14 protein-coding genes are annotated in these 21386 nt (G+C 68.7%); 7 read left to right on the top strand and 7 right to left on the bottom strand.

Annotated features, from left to right (window positions below; translation table 11 throughout):
- The first annotated feature begins 18 nt into the window (after positions 1-18).
- Positions 19-4143, top strand: a complete 4125-nt coding sequence (locus AC6CHY_RS17360; protein ID WP_498227540.1) for an FtsK/SpoIIIE domain-containing protein — start codon at positions 19-21, stop codon at positions 4141-4143.
- Between the two features lie 43 nt (positions 4144-4186).
- Here AC6CHY_RS17360 and AC6CHY_RS17355 read toward each other — a convergent pair whose 3' ends face one another.
- A complete protein-coding gene (locus AC6CHY_RS17355) occupies positions 4187-4630 on the bottom strand; it encodes a hypothetical protein (protein WP_498227539.1) in 444 nt (147 codons plus the stop codon).
- A 327-nt stretch (positions 4631-4957) separates the two neighbouring features.
- On the opposite strand from AC6CHY_RS17355, the gene AC6CHY_RS17350 reads away from it, so the two are divergent.
- Together AC6CHY_RS17350 and AC6CHY_RS17345 are read left to right on the top strand one after the other, a co-directional pair.
- Positions 4958-5206: a WhiB family transcriptional regulator gene (locus tag AC6CHY_RS17350; protein WP_007271814.1), complete on the top strand. Its 249-nt coding sequence runs from the start codon at positions 4958-4960 to the stop codon at positions 5204-5206.
- A 166-nt stretch (positions 5207-5372) separates the two neighbouring features.
- On the top strand, positions 5373-7550 hold the full coding sequence (locus AC6CHY_RS17345) for a Stk1 family PASTA domain-containing Ser/Thr kinase (RefSeq protein ID WP_498227538.1): 2178 nt from the start codon (positions 5373-5375) through the stop codon (positions 7548-7550).
- A gap of 147 nt (positions 7551-7697) precedes the next feature.
- Here AC6CHY_RS17345 and AC6CHY_RS17340 read toward each other — a convergent pair whose 3' ends face one another.
- Together AC6CHY_RS17340 and AC6CHY_RS17335 are read right to left on the bottom strand one after the other, a co-directional pair.
- Positions 7698-9068, bottom strand: a complete 1371-nt coding sequence (locus AC6CHY_RS17340) for a class II 3-deoxy-7-phosphoheptulonate synthase (protein ID WP_217389941.1) — start codon at positions 9066-9068, stop codon at positions 7698-7700.
- 126 nt (positions 9069-9194) lie between these two features.
- Positions 9195-9905, bottom strand: coding sequence for a lysophospholipid acyltransferase family protein (locus tag AC6CHY_RS17335; protein WP_217389991.1), 711 nt, complete (start codon positions 9903-9905; stop codon positions 9195-9197).
- Positions 9906-10125: 220 nt separating this feature from the next.
- On the opposite strand from AC6CHY_RS17335, the gene AC6CHY_RS17330 reads away from it, so the two are divergent.
- The 3 genes from AC6CHY_RS17330 to AC6CHY_RS17320 all read left to right on the top strand — a co-directional run bounded on the left by AC6CHY_RS17330 (position 10126) and on the right by AC6CHY_RS17320 (position 13328).
- Complete coding sequence (locus AC6CHY_RS17330) at positions 10126-10893, top strand: alpha/beta hydrolase (RefSeq protein WP_217389942.1); 768 nt, start codon at positions 10126-10128, stop codon at positions 10891-10893.
- On the top strand, positions 10890-11363 hold the full coding sequence (locus AC6CHY_RS17325; RefSeq protein WP_498227537.1) for a hypothetical protein: 474 nt from the start codon (positions 10890-10892) through the stop codon (positions 11361-11363). The genes AC6CHY_RS17330 and AC6CHY_RS17325 overlap by 4 nt, the downstream gene beginning before the upstream one ends.
- Positions 11364-11513: 150 nt before the next feature.
- Complete coding sequence (locus AC6CHY_RS17320; RefSeq protein WP_498227536.1) at positions 11514-13328, top strand: AMP-dependent synthetase/ligase; 1815 nt, start codon at positions 11514-11516, stop codon at positions 13326-13328.
- A gap of 105 nt (positions 13329-13433) precedes the next feature.
- Here AC6CHY_RS17320 and AC6CHY_RS17315 read toward each other — a convergent pair whose 3' ends face one another.
- From AC6CHY_RS17315 to AC6CHY_RS17305, 3 genes are all read right to left on the bottom strand, one after another.
- Positions 13434-14849 (bottom strand): mycothione reductase, encoded by a 1416-nt coding sequence (locus AC6CHY_RS17315; protein WP_498227535.1) that lies wholly within the window; start codon positions 14847-14849, stop codon positions 13434-13436.
- A gap of 7 nt (positions 14850-14856) precedes the next feature.
- Complete coding sequence (locus tag AC6CHY_RS17310) at positions 14857-15765, bottom strand: hypothetical protein (protein ID WP_498227534.1); 909 nt, start codon at positions 15763-15765, stop codon at positions 14857-14859.
- A 207-nt stretch (positions 15766-15972) separates the two neighbouring features.
- Entirely contained in the window at positions 15973-19422 is a 3450-nt protein-coding gene (locus AC6CHY_RS17305) for a pyruvate carboxylase (RefSeq protein WP_217389947.1), read from the bottom strand.
- Positions 19423-19701: 279 nt separating this feature from the next.
- Here AC6CHY_RS17305 and AC6CHY_RS17300 point away from each other — a divergent pair, with 279 nt between their 5' ends.
- A complete protein-coding gene (locus AC6CHY_RS17300; RefSeq protein ID WP_336245136.1) occupies positions 19702-20520 on the top strand; it encodes a ParA family protein in 819 nt (272 codons plus the stop codon).
- Positions 20521-20754: 234 nt separating this feature from the next.
- Here the strand turns inward: AC6CHY_RS17300 and AC6CHY_RS17295 are convergent, their stop codons facing one another.
- Complete coding sequence (locus tag AC6CHY_RS17295) at positions 20755-21336, bottom strand: MerR family transcriptional regulator (RefSeq protein ID WP_217389949.1); 582 nt, start codon at positions 21334-21336, stop codon at positions 20755-20757.
- Positions 21337-21386: the final 50 nt, after the last annotated feature.

The raw sequence follows: 21386 nt of genomic DNA, 5'->3' as shown, positions 1-21386 counted from the left end.
AGTAATAAGGCGGTGCACGTGGCAGGGAAACTCTTCATCCGGCTGTCCTCCCCGGCCCTTGCCCAACCGGTGCTCCTGGAGCTGTCAGGCGCCGAGGAGATCGGAGGGGCACGGCTGGCCACTGCACTGGCCCACCATTGGCCGGGTATTGTCTGGCATCTGGCCGGGCGGGCTCTCGAGGACGTGGCCCGGCTGCCTGCCAAGGGCAGGCTATTGCTTTGCGATTCACCGGTGGATCCGGACCCGCACGACCGCCGGGTCGGCGGCAACGATCCCGCCATGCTCGTGGTGATGCGCGGTCCGGATCCCGGCGGGATGCTGTCGCTGCGCCGCGGCGTCTACGCGCTGGGTCGCGGCGACGTCGATTTGTCCGTCGGTGATCTGGGGCTCTCTCGCCGACACGCCCTGCTGCGGGTGACCGACACCTCCATCGTGCTCAGTGACGAGGGATCGGCCAACGGGGTGTGGTTCGCCCAGACGCCGATCCTCGAACGGCGCCTGCTCATCGGGGATACCTTCAGCGCAGGGGAAAGCTGCTTTGCGGTGCTTCCGGCACGCGGGCTGGTTCCGGGCCCGGCACGGTGGCCATTGGATCCGGTCCCGATTGCCGAGGAGGAACCGGGAAGCCGGCTGGCGATGTTGCTGGTCGGGGCCCTTGCGCCGCTGGGCTTGGGCCTGGGACTGTTCCTGATGACGCGCAGCGTGTTCTTCCTGGCCTTCTCCGCGATTTCGCTTCTCACCGGCGGGTTGCCCGCCCTGCTGGTCCTTCGGGCCAAATCCCGTTTCCGACGTGCCTGGGCCCGTGCCACGGCGGAAGATGCGAAACGGCGCGAGGACCTCGCCCCGCCCCTGGGCGCGGTGTCGGCCGGGCTGGCCGACGGTGTTGCAGTGAATGGGGAGGGATTCCCTGCGCTGGTCATCGGGCATGCCCGCCTTGCGGCATGGCTACGCACCGGTCCGGGCGCCGATCCGCCAGTCCCAAGGCCCGTGGGCCGAACCAACCACGAGGCCGCCGAACGTCGCATCGGCAGGCGGCGCAATGGGAAGCCATCAAGTGCCCGCGGCACCGGTTCCGACGGGCGGCCCACGGAGCCCGTGGACCTGGGGATCTTGCCCGACTCCCCGGTTCAGGTGCTCCTGCACGCCGGGGCCAACGTGTGGTTCCAGGGGCAGGAGTCCAGTTGGGGCCCGGTGCTGCGTGGCGTCCTGGTTCGATGGCTGCCGCTGCTGGGTGCGGGCTCGCTGCAGGTCGTGGTGCTGGGGCAGGCCGGATTCCTGCCGGCCGAATTCGCGATGCTTCCGGGAGTCGCGGTGCAGCCAGGTGACGCGCCGCTGGACTCCTTCACGCGCCCGACGGTCGTACTGTGCACCGAGCCGGGTGCGAGACGGCAGGCCCACCCGGCGCCGCAGGGATCCGCTGACGCAGGCTTGGCCGTGTGGTTCCACTGCGGCGGCCCGGCCCCGGCCGGCGATGGAACCGAGGTGCACATCGACTGCCAATCCCGCCGTCTGGTCCTGCAGCCTTCGGGCCGGGAGCAAAATCCATGGCTGCAGCCTGCACCACCTGCCCGCGACAATCCGCGGCGTGGCGCCACGCGCGCGGCGGGCAGGACTTCAACGCGGGGAGGCGCGTCGACGGAGTACCCGGTGCCGGCGGGCCGCCCCGGGCGGGGCGGATCCCCGGGAAACGGGGGCCGCGACCATGACCTTCCCGTGGCCCTGGAAGGGATCGGATTCGAGACCTTGGCGCGCGCTGTCCGGCGGCTGTTGCCGATGGAAACCGCAGCGGCGGATCCCGGCCGGGATCCGCTCCTCTCAGGCACGCCGCGCACAGTCCCCCGCACCGATGCCGTCATTGGCGACACAGCCGAGGGACGGCTGCGCCTGGATCTCGATGCGGACGGGCCGCACCTGCTGGTCGCCGGAACCACCGGCTCGGGAAAATCCGAGTTGCTCCGTTCCCTGGTGCTGGGATTGGCCGCGGGAACCGGACCGGATGCGCTGGCGTTCATGCTCGTCGACTTCAAGGGCGGTGCGACGCTGGCCCCGCTGTGCGGGCTGCCCCACGTCCAGAATTTCGTTTCCGACCTCGATGCCGCCGCCGGGGAACGGATCCTGGACCTGCTGGGGCACGAACTGCATCGGCGCGAGGCCTTCCTGTCGGACCATTCGGCCACCGACCACCGCGACTACCTGCGCTCACGCACCGCCACCGATCCGCCGCTGCCCAGGCTCGTGGTGCTGATCGATGAATTCCGCGTCTTTGCCACCGAGCTTCCCGAGGCGCTGGAGAAGGTGGTCCGCATCGCCACCGTTGGCCGTTCGCTGGGGATCCATCTGGTACTCAGCACGCAGCGGCCGGCCGGGACGATCAGCGCGCCGCTGCGTGCCAACATCGGATCGGTCATCGCGCTGCGCACCATCGGCGAATCGGAGTCCAACGACCTGATCGGCTCGGCCGCGGCGGCCCGGCTGGACGCGTCGACGCCGGGCATGGCGTATTTTCGGCGCGGCGGCGAAACCCCGGTGAAGTTCCGCGCCCGCGTCAACGCCCGCCCCAGCATCCCTGCCCGCCTGCGGGGATTCGGTGCAAGCCTGGGCGGTGTGCTGTTCGGCGAGGATTTGCCGGCCGATGGACATTCCGCGGCAGCCCCAGACGCTGCGTCAGGAGAAGACGCCGGGCAGGCCGGGATCGATGGGGAATTGGCCGCGCAGGTGGACTGCATCCGCGACCGGCAGCGCGACATCGAACCCGCCCCGAACCCGTTTTCCGCGGCGCTCCCGCAACGCCTTCCCGCCATCCCGCGTTCGGTGCTCCGGCAGGTGCCGGGGGAACAGGGCGTGGTCGGGATGCTGGATCGCCCGCACCTGCCGCAGGCCTGCCCCCTGGTCTTCGACCCCCAGGCCACGGCCCGGCTCATGGTCTGCGGGCTGCCGGGCTCCGGCATCGAGCAGGTGCCCGAGCTGCTGGTCCACGCCGTGAACCGCGGGGCATTCCGGATGCCGGCCCTGGTGCTGGACGGCAACGGGACCTTGGGAGCGCTGCGCGGCAATCCGGCGGTGTCCGGCTACTTCGGTCCCGGTGACCCATGGCGCATCACCGAGCTGATGCTACAGCTCGGGGACCCCGGGTGCGTCCAGCCGCTGCTCCTGGTGGTGTGCGGGCTCGGCGGGTGGGCCCAGGCGCTGGACGGCAACGCGTTTCTGGGCCTCGAGGCGTTGCTTGCAGGTTTTGCCCGCACGGCACCTGGGCTGGGACGCGCCTTGGTGGTGTGCGGGGACCGGGACCTGACAAGTTCGCGGGCGGCTTCGCTGTGCGAGACCCGATGGTTTTTTCCGCGCGGAGCCGGCCCGGAGGTGCTCATGGGGTGGCCACAGCTGCGCAAGGTCTCCTCCCACGTGGGCAGGGGCGTTCTGCTGGCACCCGACGGCCCCTCGCGCGGCACCGAATTCCAGTTGCTCGACGGTGCAGAGTCCATGCCGCTGCCTCCCGGGCCTGTGGCCGAGAACTGGTTGCGCTCGCTGCCGCTGCCCAAGGTCTTGTCTTCGGAGGACCTGGCAACCGGTGACTCAGTGCCGGTGGAGGGGCACCGTGGTGCCCCGGGGATGCCGCCAGCATTGGCAGTCGGGGTCTGTGGCCCGGACAACCGGACCTTCCTGTGGTCCCCCGGCCCCTGCGGGTTGGTCATTGGGCACGAAGGGGCAGGCAAGAGGACGCTCTTGGAGCACCTCGCCGCGCTGGAAGGTCCGGGGACGGGGCACACTGTGCTTCTGGGTCTGGACGACGAGTTGCCGACACAGGCCGAGGAATTCCTCGTACGGCACCCGCTGGCGGCGCGCGTGCTGGTGGACCGAGCCGACCTGCGCGCCGCCCAGGCCACACGGGCCGCCGAGGTACTACTGGGCGCCCGTCTCCAGGTGATCCTCAGCGCCGAACCGGCCGCCCGCCTGCTTTTTGAACTGGGACTCTCGGCTGTGCTGCGGGACCAGCGCTCGTTCCTGGTGCTCGACCCGCAATTCGGTGCGGATGCCGATCCCAGCGGGTTCAGGCTCCCTGCCTCCGCCACGAGCGTGCGCGGACGTGCCGTGGCCATGGATCGCGGAACGATCCGACAGATCCAGTGCGTGAACATCACACGCTAATCCAACCGTGTTGGGCCGTTCCGTCCCTGGATTGCGTCGCGGGTCAGCTCTCGGGCGGTGCGTCCGGTGCCGGGCGATCGCCCAGGAACGCGGTGGTGCGGGGGTCGAAGAGCAGCACGACGACGAGCGCCGCGGGAACCAGCCACAGCCACGCCATCAGCGCATCGCCACTTTGGAAGTAGGGAATGGCCAGGATGATCTGGAAGACCTGCCACATCAGGGCGGCCGCCCGCGTCCAGGCCCGTGCCCTGAAGAAGTGGTGCGCCACCAACAGTTGCCAGGCACCTGCGGCGGCGATCAACACGAGCATGAAGATGCGCGCCCCCATGCCCAAGGCGCCGGCCTGGCCCAGCGCCATGGCATAGGTCAGTGCGTAGAAGAGGACGGCGAGTCCTTCAAGGACCAGAAGCCCCGAAATGAGCAGCACCGAGATTGGTCGGCGTTGGACCGCGGGGCGGACGGGCTTTGACGCTGGCTGGTTCATCACGACACAAATCTAGTACGGGCACCATCCCTGAGGCGAAAGCGGAGGCATGGTCCGGTGTGACAAATGACCATACAACGAGCCAAAAAATACCCTTGTCACGGCCGGGGAAACCTGTTAGCCGGAGTCAAAATTCGGGCGCTTGTGACCAAGCACTCAAGGATGCGGAGGTATTTGCAACACAGGACTCTTGTTTACGTGAACGTAACATGAAAACCTTGTTAGGCAGTCGTTCGGGTATGGCAATTTTCCCGCCGGACTGCTTTTGCCCCGGCTTTTATGCTGGGCGATCCCCCTCACTTTTCCTACACCCAAGGAGCATCAACAAGCATGGATTGGCGTAGCCGCGCGGCCTGTCTGGACAAGGACCCGGAACTTTTCTTCCCGGTAGGAAACACCGGACCGGCCCTGCTCCAGATTGAAGAAGCCAAGAGTGTCTGCCGGCGGTGCCCCGTCGTGGACACCTGCTTGGCCTGGGCCATCGAATCCGGCCAGGATGCAGGTGTTTGGGGCGGCATGAGCGAAGACGAGCGCCGGGCGCTCAAGCGCCGGGCAGCACGGGCTCGTCGAGCCTCCTAGGTAGATCGGTGCCTTACCGCACCTCGAGGTGAGGGGTCGGTTCCACGGGAACCGGCCCCTCACCTGTATTTTGGCTTCAAGCCGGGCAACACGGGCAGCGCAAGAACCTCACGGTCCCCGTGTTGCGGACTCCACCCATCCCCCAACCACTGGTTACGATCGATAAGTGACAGAGCCACACACCGACCCCCGCATAGGCACGACGCTTGATGAACGCTATCGGCTCGATGCCCGCATCGCCGACGGCGGCATGTCCACCGTGTACCGCGCCATGGACGTGAGGCTGCACCGCACCGTCGCCGTGAAGATCCTGCATGCGCACCTGGCCTCGGACCCGGTCGTCCTGGAGCGATTCGCCTCCGAGGCGATCATCGCTGCCGGGCTCACCCACGACAACATCGTGGGGATCCGCGACCACCATGTCTCGGGCACCACCGCCTATCTGGTGATGGAATTCGTGCGCGGGCTGAACCTGCGCGAGTCCCTCGCGGAGCGCGGCCGCTACACCCCGCGCCAGGCGCTGGTGGTGCTGCAGGCCATTTGCACCGGGCTATCGGTGGCGCACGAGGAAGGCATCGTGCACCGCGACATGAAGCCGGCCAACGTGCTGATTTCCGACGAGGGCCGTATCAAGGTCGCCGACTTCGGGCTGGCCCGGGCAGCTTCGGCTCACACCAATGCCACCAACTTCTTCGGCACCGCCGCGTACATCTCCCCCGAGCTGGCCAAGGGCGAACCGTCCGATGAGCGCAGTGACATCTACGCCGTCGGGATCATCGCCTACGAACTGCTCACCGGGCGCCAGCCCTTCACCGCCGAGAGCGCCTACGGGCTGGCCTTCAAGCACATCAACGACGATGTCCCGCCACCGTCCGCGCTCGTGCCCGGGCTCTCCCCGGAGCTCGACGAGCTGGTGTCATATTGCACCAACAAGGATCCGGAGGATCGGCCGCAGAACGCATCGTTCCTGCTCAGCGACCTGAAGCAGATCCACGATTCGCTCTCCAAGGACCAGCTCGATCTGGGCTCCGAAACCCTGGGTGGGCTCAAGGACCTGATTCCGCCGGCAACCACCGCCCACACCACCGTGCACGACCGTCTGGCCCTCGCGCAGGAGTACCGTGATTCGGCCGCGGCCGGACGAGCCTCCGGCGACACCACGGTGGCACTGCCCCCAGGGTCCGGCGACGGGGACCTTCCCTCGACCGAGGATCCCACGCGGGCCCTGGGACTTGATGAGCAAAGCACCACCGTGCTGGGGGCCGGTCCGGACCACACCCAGGTTCTGTCGGGCGCCTCCGATGCCGCCGTGCAAGCGGACAGCGGCCACACCCAGGCACTGCAGGTGCAGCCCCAGCGGCCTGTCTCCGCAAGGCAGGCCAAGAAAACTGCCAAGGCGGCCGAGCTTGCCTGGCGCAGGGACGCGCAAATACCGACCCGGCAGTTGGCCCCCAAGTCCCCGGCCCGGCGCAAGTGGCTCATCGGGATCCTGCTGACCCTGTTGGCTGCACTCGTTGCGGCCGTCAGCATCTTCTTCGGCATGGGGCCCGGAGCCCCGTTCACCATCCCCACGCTGACCGGCGTCCATGGCAGCGAGGCGGTGCAGCGGCTGGCGGCCACCGGCGTGCAGGCCGGCACCCGCGAGGTATTCGACGAAAAACTTGAGCGCGGCCTCGTGGTTGGAAGTGAACCCGCCGCAGGGGAAACGATCCGCCGATTTCAAGGTCTCCAACTTCTTGTTTCCAAGGGTCCCGAACTCTTCTCCGTCCCGAACCTGACCGGCCGCACGCAGGCCGCGGCGGAAAAGGACCTGAAGGCCGCGAACCTGGCCACCGGCAAGGTCACGAAGAAGTACTCCGAGGAAGTCGACGAGGGCGTGGTGCTGGGCCATGACCCGGAGACCGGGAAAAAACTTCGGCGCGGCAGCAAGATCGCACTTGTCGTGTCCCGGGGGCCCGCTCCGGTGGATGTTCCCTCGCTGGCCGGGCTCACCGCCAAGCAGGCGGAGGACGAATTGAAGCAGGCCGGGCTGAAGGGCAAGTCCTCCGGCAAGGAATACAGCACCACGGTTCCCTCCGGGCAGGTCATGTCCCAGACGCCTGCCGGCGGGCAGGCCGAGCGCGGCACAACGGTTCAATACGTCGTCTCGCGCGGTCCACGGATGGTCAAGGTGCCCAACATGCAGGGCAAGCAGCTCGATGAGGCCCTCCGGGAACTGGACTCCCTGGGCTTCGAGGTAGAGGTCGAGGAGTTCCTCGGCGGCTTCTTCGGGACCGTGCGTTCGCAGAGCCCGGCCGGCGGCAGTGCGCCCGAGGGTTCGACGATCAGGCTGGTCGTGGTCTAGCACCGGGCCCGGCCGGCCGTGCTCCGGGAATCATGCCGGTCCATGGCAGGGGCAACGCCCGCAGAAAACGGCAACGGCCGGGTTCCATCCCCTGTGTCTCAGGGGAAGGAACCCGGCCGTTGCCTTGTGGCCGGTCGGCAGGCGTGGCTAGCCGCGGACCCCGCGCTTGGCCAGGGCGCCGGAGACCAGGAAGGCCATTTCCAGGGACTGCTTGTGGTTCAGGCGCGGGTCGCAGACCGATTCGTACAGGTCGTCGAACTGTTCCTGGCGGATCGGGTCGGCGCCTCCCAGGCACTCGGCCACGTCGTCGCCGGTCATTTCCACATGCAGGCCGCCCGGGAAGGTGCCCAGCGAGTCGTGGACCTCGAAGAAGCCGCGGACCTCGTCCATGACGTCGTCGAACTTGCGGGTCTTGTAGCCGTTTTCGCTGGTCACGGTGTTGCCGTGCATCGGGTCGGTGACCCAGAGGACCTGGGCTCCGGAGGCGGTGACCTTTTCGACCAGGTTCGGCAGCTTCTCACGGATGTTCTTCGCGCCCATGCGGGTGATGAAGGTCAGGCGGCCCGGCTCGCGGTTCGGGTCAAGCTTCTCGATGAGCGCCAGGGCGTCCTCCGGCGAGGTGCTCGGGCCGAGCTTGACGCCGATCGGGTTGCGCACCCGGGAAAGGAAGTCGACGTGCGCGCCGTCGAGCTGGCGGGTGCGCTCACCGATCCACAGGAAGTGGCCGGAGGTGTCGTAGGGCAGCTCGGTGCGCGAGTCGGTGCGGGTCAGCGCACGCTCGTAGTCAAGCAGCAGGGCCTCGTGGGAGGCGAAGAACTCGGTGCGCTTGAGCGCCTCGAAGTCGGCGCCGCAGGCGGACATGAAGCGCACGGCGCGGTCGATCTCGCCGGCAAGCTGCTCGTAGGCGGTGTGCGCCGGGTTGGCCATGAAGCCGGCGTTCCAGGAGTGCACGGAGCGCAGGTCGGCAAAGCCGCCCTGGGTGAACGCGCGGATCAGGTTCAGCGTGGCCGAGGAGGTGTTGTAGGCCTCCACCATGCGGCGCGGGTCGTGGGCGCGGGATTCGGGGGTGAACTCGTAGCCGTTGACGATGTCGCCGCGGAATGCCGGCAGGGTCACCCCGTCGCGGGTCTCGTCGTTGGAGGAACGCGGCTTGGCGAACTGCCCGGCCATGCGCCCCATCTTGATGACCGGCATCGAGGCGCCGTAGGTCAGCACGACCGCCATCTGCAGGATGGTCTTCACGCGGGCGGAGATCTTGTCGGCGGTCGCCCCGTCGAAGGTCTCGGCGCAGTCGCCGCCCTGCAACAGGAAGGCCCGCCCCTGGGCCGCCTCGGCCAGCCGCTCGCGCAGCACATCGACCTCCCCGGCAAAGACCAGCGGGGGCCGGGAACCGAGCTCGGACACCGACTTGGCATAGTGCGGGTGCTCGCTCCACGTCGGCTGCTGGGCGATGGGCAGGGTGCGCCAAATGTCCAGTGCGGGGTCGGCGGCGGGACCGGCCGGTGAACGTCCGGGCATTGAGGAAGTCGAAGATAGCTGAGTCACCCTCTAAGGGTAAACCGCTGCGGGGCCCGCCGGGGATTCCCGACGTAATCCGCGGTCGCATCGGGTTCACAGTGCGCCGGGGCCCGGGGGCGGAACCGGCTACTTCGGGTGTTTCCCTGCCTCGCGGCGCTCGGCATCCAGCTGCGCCTTGACGGTGGCGGCGTAGGTGTCGGCGTATTCCTGCCCGGAGAGCCGCATGATCGCGTACATGATCTCGTCGACCACCGAGCGCTGCACGAAGCGGTCCTCGCTCATCCCCGCGTAGCGGGAGAAATCGAGCGGTTCGCCGATGATCATGCCCACGCGGCGGATGTTCGGGAGGCGCTTGCCGATGGGCTGGACCTTGTCGGTGCCGATCATGGCGATCGGGATGACCGGCACCCCGGCTTCCAGGGCCAGCTTGGCGACCCCGAGCTTGCCGCGGTACAGGCGCCCGTCCGGGCTGCGGGTGCCCTCGGGGTAGATGCCCAGCAAGCTTCCGTCCGCCAACGCCTGGGCGCCCGCCCCCAGGGAGTGCGCGCTGGCCGCCCCGCCGGAGCGGTCCATCGGGATCTGGTTGATCATGCGGAAGAACCAGGCGGTGATCCGTCCCTTGGGGCCCTTGCCGGTGAAGTAGTCCATCTTCGCCAGGAAGATCACCGGGCGGCTCACGGCCACCGGCAGGAAGATCGAGTCGGAGACCGAGAGGTGGTTGCTGGCCAGGATCGCGCCGCCCGATTCGGGAATGTTTTCCAGCCCCTTGACCCAGGGGCGGAACAACACGTTGACGAGCGGCCCGACGATGAACCTCTTCATGAATTGGTAGAACATGCTTGAAGTGCCTTCCGGGCCGAGGATGCTGCGGGCTTCCACCGAGTCCAGCGCGTGCGGTGCCCGGAACGTGCCCGGAGACCTGGTGTTGATCACCTGGTTCTCAGTTAGGCTCTAACTGTAGGCAAAACTACGCCATCGGTCATACTCGGCGCGACGCGGTGCAGGTGGGATCCGTCGCCCCGTTCCCCTCACGATCCACGCAGGAGCACGCACCCCCATGCCAGAGACACCCACGGCCACCGACCCCAACGCACCGTTCCACCACGCCGGGAGCAACGGCGCGGCGGTCCTGGTGCTCCACGGCTTCACCGCCGGCCCCGCCGGGCTGCTGCCCTGGGCCCGGGCCTTCGCCGGGGCCGGATACACCGTCAGCCTGCCGCTTTTGCCCGGACACGGCACGCGTTGGCAGGACCTGGCTGCCACGAAGCACACCGAGATCATCGATGCGGTGCGCCGCGAGCATGCGGCTCTGGCGGCCACCCACTCGCGCGTCTTCGTCGCCGGGCTCTCCATGGGCGGCGCGCTGGCCCTGCATCTGGCCTCGACGCACGCAGTGGCGGGGCTCGCGCTGGTCAACCCGGGGCTGACCCTGGCCTCGCCGCTGGCTCCGTTCACCGGGGTGCTGCGCCACCTGTCCCCGACCGTCGCGGCGATCGCCAACGACATCGCCAAGCCCGGGGGCGACGAGCACGCCTACGACCGCACGCCGGTGGCCGGGGTGCACGAGCTGCGCAAGCTCTTCCGGGACACCATCAGGCGGCTGCCGCAGGTCACGGCCCCGGTCGTGGTGTTCCGCTCGGACACCGACCACGTGGTGCCCGAATCGAGCCTCGAGGCGCTGCGCGCGGGACTCGATGCGGGTGTCCACCTTGAGGTGAACCGGTTGACGCGCAGCCTCCACGTGGCCACGCTTGACTATGAGGCGGAGAAGATTTTCGCCCGTTCCATCGAGTTCTTCCAGGAAGTGGACGGCAACAGGCCATGACCAACCCCATGCACGAGCCGGCCGAATCCGGCGACTCCGACGATTCCGTGTGGGAGGACCTGGTCCGCCGGCTGGAGGCGGCACCCGACACCCCCGCGGCCCAGGGTTCCCACGGCTCCCCCGCGCCCGCGGGGCCCGGCGCCAATGCCCCGCGGGGCGTGGACCCGGAACTCTTCCGGATGCACCCGGCGCTGGGCGGACCCCGCGACCACGAGCTGGCGGACGAGGACGAGGGCGCGTTCATCCCCGAGGATCCGCCGGCCCTGGGCTCGGGAAACCCGCTGCTGACCCTGGCCTGGTCGTGCGCCGCCGGTGCCCCGATCGCGCTGCTGCTGTTGGCCATTTTCTGGCGGCGGGCACCGATGCCGCTGTGGATCGGGCTGGTCGTGGTGGCCGTGGCCGCCGCGGTGTTCCTCTTCGCCCGGTTGCCGCGCCACCGGCATGAAGACGACGACGGCGCGCGCGTCTAGTTGCCCCCGAATTTGTTGCGAAGCGGGGAAAATCCCCGTAAGTTACTAACGAGTAAGCAATGTGTGACCCGAGACACTACTATGGGTGGCATGGGGGAAGAGGGGTTGGCGGGCACGCACAACACCGCCCCGGAACCGAAGGAGCTCCAAATGCAGGAATTGACAGTCCCTCCGCTGGTGGAGAACCCGCCGCAGACCAACATCACCGACCTTCTCCTGCGCCACGCCCGGTCCGCGGCCGACCCGGCGCTGCTGTCCAAGCCGGGACCCAACGGGACCTGGATCGACATCCCGGCTTCGGAGTTCGCCGCCGAGGCCTCGGCCCTGGCCAAGGGGTTCATCGCCTCCGGCATCGCACCCGGGGCACGCATCGGGCTGATGGCCCGCACCCGCTACGAGTGGACGCTGGTGGACTTCGCCATCTGGTTCGCCGGCTGCGTCACGGTTCCGGTCTACGAGACCTCCTCCCCCAGCCAGGTCGCCTGGATCCTGGGAGACTCCCACGCGGTTGCCGCGGTCGTCGAGGCACCGCGCCACGAGACCGTCGTGCGCCAGGCCGCCCACCAGGAGGGCCTGGACGCACTGGAACACGTGTGGCAGATGGACGGCAACGGACTCGACGCGCTGCGCGAGGCAGGCAGGAACGTCGAGGACGCGGTCCTGGAGGAGCGTCGCTCGGCCGCCGGCCTGGACTCGCTGGCCACCATCATCTACACCTCCGGCACCACCGGGCGGCCCAAGGGCTGCGAATTGACGCACTCGAACTTCGTCCAGCTCAGCGACAACGCCGCCGCCGCGCTTCCCTCGGTCGTCTATCCGGGCGCGGCAACGATCATGTTCCTGCCGCTGGCCCACGTCTTCGCCAGGTACATCTCGGTGCTCGCCGTGGCCGGCGGGGTCAAGGTGGCCCACACCGCCGACGTGAAAAACCTGCTGCCGGACCTGCAGTCCTTCCAGCCGAACTTCATCCTCGCGGTGCCGCGCGTCTTCGAGAAGGTCTACAACTCCTCGATGCTCAAGGCCGAGGACGCCGGCAAGGGCAAGATCTTCCACGCCGGCGCCGACACAGCCATCGCCTTCTCCCGCGCCGAGCAGGACGGCAAGGTCCCGCTGGGCCTCAAGCTCAAGCACAAGCTCTTCGACGTGCTGCTGTACGGCAAGATCCGCGCGGCCATGGGCGGGAAGGTCGTGCACGCGGTCTCCGGCGGAGCCCCGCTGGGCGAACGGCTGGGGCACTTCTTCCACGGCATCGGGCTCACGGTCCTGGAGGGCTACGGCCTGACCGAGACCACCGCGCCGATCACGGTGAACACCCCCACGCAGCTGAAGATCGGCACCGTGGGCCGCCCGCTGCCGGGCAACGCCGTACGGATCGCGGAGGACGGCGAGATCCTGGCCAAGGGCTTCTGCGTCATGCGCGGCTACTACAACCGCCCGGACCTGGAAGCGGAGACCTTCGCCGACGGCTGGTTCCGCACCGGGGACATCGGCGAGCTGGATGCCGATGGCTTCCTGCGAATCACCGGGCGCAAGAAGGAAATCATCGTCACCGCCAGCGGCAAGAACGTGATCCCGGCACTGCTGGAGGACCAGATCCGCGCCGACGCCCTGGTCTCCCAGTGCGTCGTCATCGGGGACGCCCGCCCGTTCATCGCCGCGCTGATCACCCTGGACGCGGATGCGCTTCCGGGCTGGCTGGCCCGCCACCAGCTGCCCGCCGGCACGACAGTCGCCCAGGCCGCGGAACTTCCGCAGGTCCGCGATGCCATCGCCGCACTGGTGGAGAAGGCCAACACCGCCGTGTCGCGCGCCGAGGCCATCAAGGAGTTCCGGATCGTGCCCACCGACTTCACCGAGGACTCCGGGCACCTGACCCCCTCGCTGAAGATCAAGCGGGCCCAGGTGCTCAAGGACTACGAGTCGGTGCTCGAGGACATCTACTCGGGGTCCAAGCCGCGCGCCTAGCGCAGGATCCCCTCTCACCAGGCGCGCGGGGCGGGCACCGAGTTGGTGCCCGCCCCACGCGTTCCTGCTTAATCCGGCACCGGGTGCCGGGGCGAAGGTCCTGCGCTACAGCGGGTCGCCCGCGCGGGCGGGCACCCCGAGGCCCAGCAGCGCGTTCTCCACGACCTCGCTCAGCGCCGGGTGGATCCAGAAGGGCCCGCGGGCCATGGCGTTCACGTCCAGTTCCGAGTACATGGCCTGGATCAGCGGCTGGATGAGCAGCGAGGCCTCGTGCCCCATGATGTGCGCGCCCAGCAGCAGGCCGGTGTCCCTGTGGGCCAGCAGCTTCACGATGCCCTCGGAGTCCTCCATGGCCCAGCCGTAGGCCGTGGACCCGTAGGGCTGGATGACCGAGAGCACCGCGTCGTCCCCGTGTTCGGCCCGGGCCTGGGCCTCGGTGGCGCCGACGTAGGCGATCTGCGGGTTGCTGAACACCGCCGCCGGCACGGCGCGCCGGTCCATGGGCCGCATATCCTCCGGGTTTTCCAGGTTGTGGATGAGAACCCGCGCCTCCCGGTTGGCCACGTGCTTGAGCTGCTCGGTGTTCGCCGCGTCGCCCAGCCCGAAGATGCCCTCCACCGGTTCGCCGGCGGCCAGGATGCGCTGGTATTCGTCCACCACGAGCGAGCCGTCCGCCCGCAGGTCGAAGCCGAGCTCAGTGACGCCGAGCTCGTCGGTGTTCGGGGTGCGCCCGGTGGCCACCAGCACCACGTCGGCCTCCAGCTCCAGGGGGGCTCCGTCGCGCTCGAGGCGGACCGTCAGGACGTCCCCCTCCTTGTCGATGCCCTGCAGCGCCGCGTTGAGCTCCACGCCCCAGCGCTTGGAGGCGGCCTGCGTGAAGGCGGCGGAAATGTCGGCGTCCTGCCGGCGCATCAGGGCGCCGGAGCGGTTGACCTGGGTGACCTCGCTGCCCAGCGCGGAGAAGACCGCGGCGAACTCGCTGGCGATGTAGCCGCCGCCCAGGATCACCAGGCGCTTGGGCAGCGCGTCGAGGCGCATGACGGTGTCGGAGGTGTGCACGCCGGGCAGGTCGATGCCCGGGACCTGCGGCAGCGCGGGGCGCGAGCCGGCGGCGATGACGATCCTGTCCGCGGTGATGCTCTGGCCGCTGGCGGTGAGCAGCTCGTTGCGCGAGGCAAACCGGACGTGCTCGGTGTAGAGCGTGACGTTCTCCAGCTCGTTGGCGCGGTAGTTCTTGCCGGCCTCGGAGATGGCGTCGATGCGCCCGAAGATCCGCTCCCGCATGGCTGCCCAGTCGGCCCCGTCGAACGTCATCGACACGCCTAGCGACTTGGCCTCGGCGGCGGATGCGGCCAGCTGCGCCGGGTAGACGAACATCTTGGTGGGGATGCAGCCGACGTTCAGGCAGGTGCCGCCGAAGGTGCCGGCATCGATGATCGCCACCTTGCGCCCGTCCCAGTGCTCGGTGATCAGCGAGTTGCCGGATCCGGATCCGATGATTGCCAGGTCGTAATGTGCCATGGGGTGCTTAGCTCTCCTGAAGGATGGTGGATAGTTCGTCGACAAGTTGGTCAATGGCCACCCGTGCCGCCCGCCGCGGGGCCCGCGCACCTGTCGCGGGGATGCTCAGGGCCGCGTCAAAGGGAAGCAGGGTCACCGGCCGGTCGAGGTCCGCCGGGAGCTGCAGCTCCCCGCCGTCCGCGGTGCCGAGGTTAACAACAATGAGAGTGCGTGCCTGCATTCCCTGTCGGTTGTTGGCCTCCAGCCAGCGCAGCTTCTCGCCCAGCGCCGCGGTGATGGCGGGGTCCGCCGGGCAGACGAGCACCAGGGCGTCGGTGTCGCCGAGCATCCCGGAGAACGCGGCGCGGGCCAGGCCGGGACCTGCGGTCCGAAATTTCCACCCCTTGCCCTCGGTCCGGCGCTCCAGTGCGGCGCCCAGGGTCTTGGCGCCCGCATGCTCCTCGAGGGAGAGAAGCGTGATGACCTTGTGGTCCCGGGCGACGGGAGCCGGTGCGGCTGGCGGGGAGGCGGCGTCGGCCGATGCCGGAGCGGAATCCTCCGGCGTGCCTTCTGCCGGTGTCGTGCCCGCGGTTTCGTGGGCGGCGGCGTCCGGAACGGCATCGGCATCGGGGCGGCCTGCTGCCGCATCGGCCGGGGCGTCGGATTCCTGCGCGGGGAGCTCCCCTGCTTCGCCTGCCGGAGTTTCGGCCGTCGGGGCGTCGCGCTCCGGCCCCTCGCCGTCGGCGGCAGCGGGCCGGGCGCCTGCCGTTTCCGGCTCCCCCGCCGGTTCCGGCACCGGTTTTTCGGTGGATTCCCGGGGTGCCGGGTTGGCTGCGGGGGTCGGGGCCGCGTTGCCGGCGGATCCGGGATCCTGCGTCGCCGTCCGTGCCAGCCGCGCGAGTAATCGTGCAATAAAGTCTGACCGATTGATGGCCATGGGACCTCACTCCTTCCAACGGCGGCCCGGTCTCGGTCCGCCGCATGCTCTTTGCCGCTGGTGCATCCACTGGCCATTGGCACCCTAACACGCAAGCGAGGATGGACCCGTCCCAGGCCCCGGCATCGGGGCGGGCGGGTCCATCCTCGCGCGCATTTCATGGTTGTTTGCGGTGTCGGCCCGCCGCGGCGGGCCGACACCCGGTGGCTATGCCGGGTCGATGACCACCAGCAGGTCCCCGCCCTGCACCTGGGCGGTGCCGGCGATCGCCAGGCGGGCCACGGTGCCGGCGACCGTGGAGGTGATCCCGGCCTCCATCTTCATGGCCTCGATGGTGGCAACGGTGCCGCCGAGCTCGATGCGGTCGCCCACCGCCACCTGCGCGGTGACGGCGCCGGCGAACGGGGCCGCGATGTGCCCGGGGTTGGCCGAGTCGGCCTTCTCCGCGGCAACCACCGTGGACTCCACCGACTCGTCACGCACCATCAGCTGGCGGGACTGGCCGTTGAGCGTGACCGTCACGGTGCGCAGGCCCTTCTCGTCGGGCTCGGAGATCGACTGCAGGATCACCAGCAGGCGCACCCCCTTGCCCAGGGACACCACGTGCTCGCGGCCCTTGACCAGGCCGTAGAGGTAGTCGCGGGTGTGCAGGACCGAGAGGTCTCCGTAGTTCTCCAGGCTCGCCGCGTAGTCACGCGTCGGACCGGCAAAGAGCAGGCGGTTCAGCGTGGCGCGGCGGGTCTCGGAGTCTGCCTCCAGCGCGGCGGAGTCCTCGGCCGAGAGCTCCTCGACGTGCGGGCGCACGACGCGGCCCTCGAGGGCCTTGGAGCGGAACGGCTCGGGCCAGCCTCCCGGAGGATCGCCCAGTTCCCCGGAGAGGAACTGGATGACCGAATCCGGGATGTCGAAGGACTTCGGGTCCTTCTCGAACTCGGCCGGGTCAACGCCCATGCCCACCAGCTGCAGGGCGAGGTCGCCGACCACCTTGGAGGACGGGGTGACCTTGACCAGGCGGCCCAGGATGGAGTTGGCCGCGGTGTACATGTCCTCGATCGCCTCGAAGCGCTCGCCCAGGCCCAGTGCGATGGCCTGCTGGCGCAGGTTGGAGAGCTGGCCACCGGGGATCTCGTGGCGGTAAACGCGTCCGGTCGGGGCGGCAAGCCCGGATTCGAACGGCGAGTACATGGCGCGCACCGATTCCCAGTAGGGTTCCAGCGACGCGGCGGCCTCCAGGGAGATCCCGGTGTCGCGCTCGGTGTTCTCCAGGGCGGCGACCAGCGCGGATGCCGATGGCTGGGAGGTGGTCCCGGACATCGATGCCGCAGCAACGTCCACCGCGTCGACCCCGGCGTTGATGGCAGCCATCAACGTGGCCGACTGGCCCCCGGCGGTGTCGTGGGTGTGCAGGTGCACCGGCAGGTCGAAGCGCTCGCGCAGGGCGGTGACCAGCTTCGCTGCCGCGGCGGGGCGCAGCAGCCCGGCCATGTCCTTGATCGCCAGGATGTGCGCCCCGGCGTCGACGATCTGCTGCGCCAGGTCCAGGTAGTAGTCCAGCGTGTAGAGGTCCTCGGCCGGGTCCAGCAGGTTGCCGGTGTAGCACAGGGCCACCTCGGCGACCGCGGTGCCGGTCTCCCGGACGGCCTTGATGGCCGGGGCCATCTGCGAGACGTCGTTCAGCGCATCGAAGATGCGGAAGATGTCGATGCCGGTGGCGGCAGCTTCCTTCACGAACGCGTCGGTGACCTCGGTCGGGTACGGGGTGTAGCCCACGGTGTTGCGTCCGCGCAGCAGCATCTGCAGCGGGATGTTCGGCAGCTCGGCACGCAGCAGCGCAAGGCGCTGCCACGGGTCCTCGCCCAGGAAGCGCAGCGACACGTCGTACGTCGCCCCGCCCCAGACCTCCATGGAGAACAGCTGCGGCATCACGTGGGCGTAGGCCGGGGCCGCGGCCAGCAGGTCGCGGGTGCGCACGCGGGTTGCCAGCAGCGACTGGTGGGCGTCGCGGAAGGTGGTGTCGGTGACCGCCACCGCCGTGGAGTCGCGCAGCGCCTTGGCGAAGCCCTCCGGGCCCAGTTCCAGCAGGCGCTGGCGCCAGCCGGCGGGCGGGGCCTGGTCAGAGGGGCCGTCAAACGGGCTACGCTCCGGCTCGGCGGACTTGTCTCCCGGGAAGGCCGGGAGCTTCTTGCGCGGGTCGATGCCCTCGACGCGTTCGCCGTTGGGCTGGTTGACCGTGACGTCGGCCAGGAAGGCCAGCGCCTTGGTGCCGCGGTCCTGGGACTTCTTCCCGGCCAGCAGTTCCGGGTGCTTGTCGATGAAGTCGGTGGCGGCCTCGCCGGCGAGGAACGCCGGGTCGTCGAGCACGTTCATCAGGAACGGGATGTTGGTGGTCACGCCGCGGACGCGGAACTCGGCCAGCGCACGGCGGGCACGGGCCACCGCGGTGGCGAAGTCGCGGCCGCGGCAGGTGAGCTTGACCAGCATCGAGTCGAAGTGCGGGGAAACCTCGGCGCCGGTGTAGATGGTGCCGCCGTCCAGGCGCACGCCGGAGCCGCCGGCGGAACGGTAGACGGTGATGGTCCCGACATCCGGGCGGAACCCGTTGGCCGGGTCCTCGGTGGTGATGCGCGACTGCAGGGCGACGCCGCGGATCTGCAGCTCGTCCTGGCGGATGCCCAGGTCTTCCAGGGTCTCTCCGGCGGCAATGCGCATCTGCGCCTGCACCAGGTCGACGTCGGTGATTTCCTCGGTGACCGTGTGCTCGACCTGGATGCGCGGGTTCATCTCGATGAACACGTGCTGTCCGGCGCGCTCGCCCACGGTGTCGACCAGGAACTCCACGGTTCCGGCGTTCTGGTAGTTCAGCGCCTTGGCGAACTTCACCGCATCCGCGTAGAGCGCCTGGCGGATGTTCTCGTCCAGGTTCGGGGCCGGGGCGATCTCGATGACCTTCTGGTGGCGGCGCTGCAGCGAGCAGTCGCGCTCAAAGAGGTGAACGATGTTGCCGTGCTCATCGGCCAGGATCTGGACTTCGATGTGGCGCGGGCGCAGCACGGCCTGCTCCAGGAACACCGTGGGGTCGCCGAAGGCGCTTCCGGCTTCGCGCATGGCTGCCGAGAGCGATTCGGCAAGCTGGTCGCGGGTGTCGACGCGGCGCATGCCACGGCCGCCGCCGCCGGCAACCGCCTTGACGAAGATCGGGAAGCCGATCTTGTCGGCCTCGGCGGTCAGGTATTCAAGGTCGTCGCTGGGGTCCGAGGACTGCAGCACCGGGATGCCGGCCTCCCGTGCGGCACGCAGCGCGGCAACCTTGTTGCCCGCCAGTTCCAGCACCTCCGCGGCCGGGCCAATGAACTTGATGCCCGCTTCTGCCGCGGCACGCGACAGGTCGGGGTTCTCCGACAGGAATCCGTAGCCCGGGTAGATGGCATCCGCGCCGGCTTCCTTGGCGACGCGGATCACCTCGTCCACGTCCAGGTAGGCGCGGACCGGGTGGCCCTCCTCGCCGATCCGGTAGGCCTCGTCGGACTTCTGGCGGTGGATCGAGTTGCGATCCTCGTAGGGGTAAACGGCGACAGTCTTCGCGCCCAGCTCATAGCCGGCACGGAAGGCGCGAATTGCGATCTCGCCGCGATTGGCTACCAAGATCTTCTTAAACATGGCGCTCCTGCGAAATGACATAGGGATGAATGACGCGCACGAATTTCAGGGTTTGAACTCGTGTTTTAGGTGCCGGACGTGTGTGGTGCGGCACCCAACGACACACACTACCGTGACCGGGCACACGCACCGCAAAAGATTGCGGCGGTCACGAAACACTGGTGTCAGGCGGTCGTAGGGACCGGTGGCGGCAAAGGATCCAGAAGCCGATTATGATGTTGAGGGAACCAATCGTTTAGTCGCGAGCAACTAACAGTAGAAAAGGGCGTGGTCCGTTCCGTGCAGGTAGTGAGCATTAGCAGCCTTAAAGGTGGCGTAGGGAAGACCTCCGTTACATTGGGGCTCGCTTCGGCCGCCCTCGCCGCTGGTATCCCCACACTCGTGATCGACCTGGACCCGCACGCCGATGCCAGCACCGGCCTGGGCGTGCGCGCCGACGGCAAGCTGACCATCGGGCGGATGCTGAAGGCCTCGCGCAAGGCGAACCTGTCCGACAACATCGTCTCCAGCTCCTGGCAGGCCAAGGCCGTCTCCAAGCGATCGCTGACCCGCGTTCCCGTGCTCGACGTGGCCGTCGGCGACGCCTACACCGGCGTCTACGACCGCCCCGACCTGCGCGCCCGCGATTTGCGCCGACTCACCCAGTTGCTCTCCAAGACCTCCGGTTACGCGCTGGTGCTCATCGACTGCCCGCCCTCGCTCAATGGACTGACCCGGATGGCCTGGAGCGCCAGCGACCGCATCCTGCTGGTTGCCGAACCCTCGCTGTTCTCCGTGGCCGGCACCGAGCGCACGCAGCGTGCCCTGGAAATGTTCCGCAAGGAGTACGCACCGGACCTCGGCCGCATCGACGTGGTCGCCAACCGGGTGCGCAAGGATTCGGACGAGCACCGCTTCCGCCTGACCGAAATGCGTTCCATGTTCGGCACCTCGGTGCTGAGCCCCGAGCTTCCCGAGTTCGCGGACTGGCAGCAAATCCAGGGCGCCGCATACTCCGTGCACCAGTGGCCGGGCCGGCCGGCGCAAAAGACGGCCGGGCTGTTCGACGAGTTGCTGCGCAACATCACCGACACCGCAGCGAAACCCGGACGCAGCTAGCAGGGGATCCCTCCCCGCTGCACCGGATCCAGGTCCCGAAACGCAAAACCGCTCCTTCAGTCGTTCCGGCAATGCCGGAGGACGAAGGGGGGCGGTTTTTTGGTTGGCCGGTCCCACCGCGGCGGCGCGGCCGTAGTGGCGGAGCAGAAAAAAGACGGGGCCGGACGCCACCTGCGCACGGGCGCATCGGTGGCATCCGGCCCCGTCCACAAAAGATCGGGAGCGGGCCGGTTCCTAGCTGGCGGAGCGCTTCGCGGCGCGACGCAGGGCCAATTCGTCCCCCGGGAAATCGGTGGCACGCTCGCTGGGAAGCTGCGACAGAGATCCCTCAACCTCACGCCACACGCGGCCAACGGCAATGCCGAAGACGCCCTGGCCACCTTGGACCAGGTCGATCACCTCGTCCGCGGAGGTGCACTCGTACACCGAGGCGCCGTCGCTCATCAACGTGATCTGGGCGAGGTCCTCCACCCCGCGTTCGCGCAGGTGACCGACAGCGGTCCGGATCTGCTGCAGGGACACCCCGGTGTCCAGCAGCCGCTTGACGACCTTGAGCACCAGGATGTCGCGGAACCCGTAGAGTCGCTGGGATCCCGAGCCCTTGGCCCCTCGGACGGCAGGTTCGACCAGGCCGGTGCGTGCCCAGTAGTCGAGCTGGCGGTAGGTGATGCCTGCCGCCTTGCAGACGATGGGACCGCGGTATCCGGCGTCTTCATCGAGCACCGGCAGGTCCTCGGTGAACAGGAGTCCTTGGGTATTGCGAAGGGACGCGGCGTGCGTAGGCGAGGCCGCGTGTTGGTCGTCCGTGGGATTCATTGGAATCTCCTTGCTCAAGCATCCCCGTGAGGGAAAGAAGGCTGCCGGGC

Source organism: Paeniglutamicibacter sp. GQ140 (assembly GCF_059759235.1).
The sequence above is the reverse complement of the archived record's forward strand: the minus strand, read 5'-3'. Positions and strand labels throughout refer to the sequence as shown.

Bases quoted from the DNA above. Each gene is read 5' to 3' on its own strand.
- AC6CHY_RS17350 (WP_007271814.1), top strand. From the start codon at position 4,958: ATGGATTGGCGTAGCCGCGCGGCCTGTCTGGACAAGGACCCGGAACTT.
- AC6CHY_RS17340 (WP_217389941.1), bottom strand. From the start codon at position 9,068: ATGCCCGGACGTTCACCGGCCGGTCCCGCCGCCGACCCCGCACTGGAC.
- AC6CHY_RS17335 (WP_217389991.1), bottom strand. From the start codon at position 9,905: ATGTTCTACCAATTCATGAAGAGGTTCATCGTCGGGCCGCTCGTCAAC.
- AC6CHY_RS17330 (WP_217389942.1), top strand. From the start codon at position 10,126: ATGCCAGAGACACCCACGGCCACCGACCCCAACGCACCGTTCCACCAC.
- AC6CHY_RS17325 (WP_498227537.1), top strand. From the start codon at position 10,890: ATGACCAACCCCATGCACGAGCCGGCCGAATCCGGCGACTCCGACGAT.
- AC6CHY_RS17320 (WP_498227536.1), top strand. From the start codon at position 11,514: ATGCAGGAATTGACAGTCCCTCCGCTGGTGGAGAACCCGCCGCAGACC.
- AC6CHY_RS17315 (WP_498227535.1), bottom strand. From the start codon at position 14,849: ATGGCACATTACGACCTGGCAATCATCGGATCCGGATCCGGCAACTCG.
- AC6CHY_RS17310 (WP_498227534.1), bottom strand. From the start codon at position 15,765: ATGGCCATCAATCGGTCAGACTTTATTGCACGATTACTCGCGCGGCTG.
- AC6CHY_RS17305 (WP_217389947.1), bottom strand. From the start codon at position 19,422: ATGTTTAAGAAGATCTTGGTAGCCAATCGCGGCGAGATCGCAATTCGC.
- AC6CHY_RS17295 (WP_217389949.1), bottom strand. From the start codon at position 21,336: ATGAATCCCACGGACGACCAACACGCGGCCTCGCCTACGCACGCCGCG.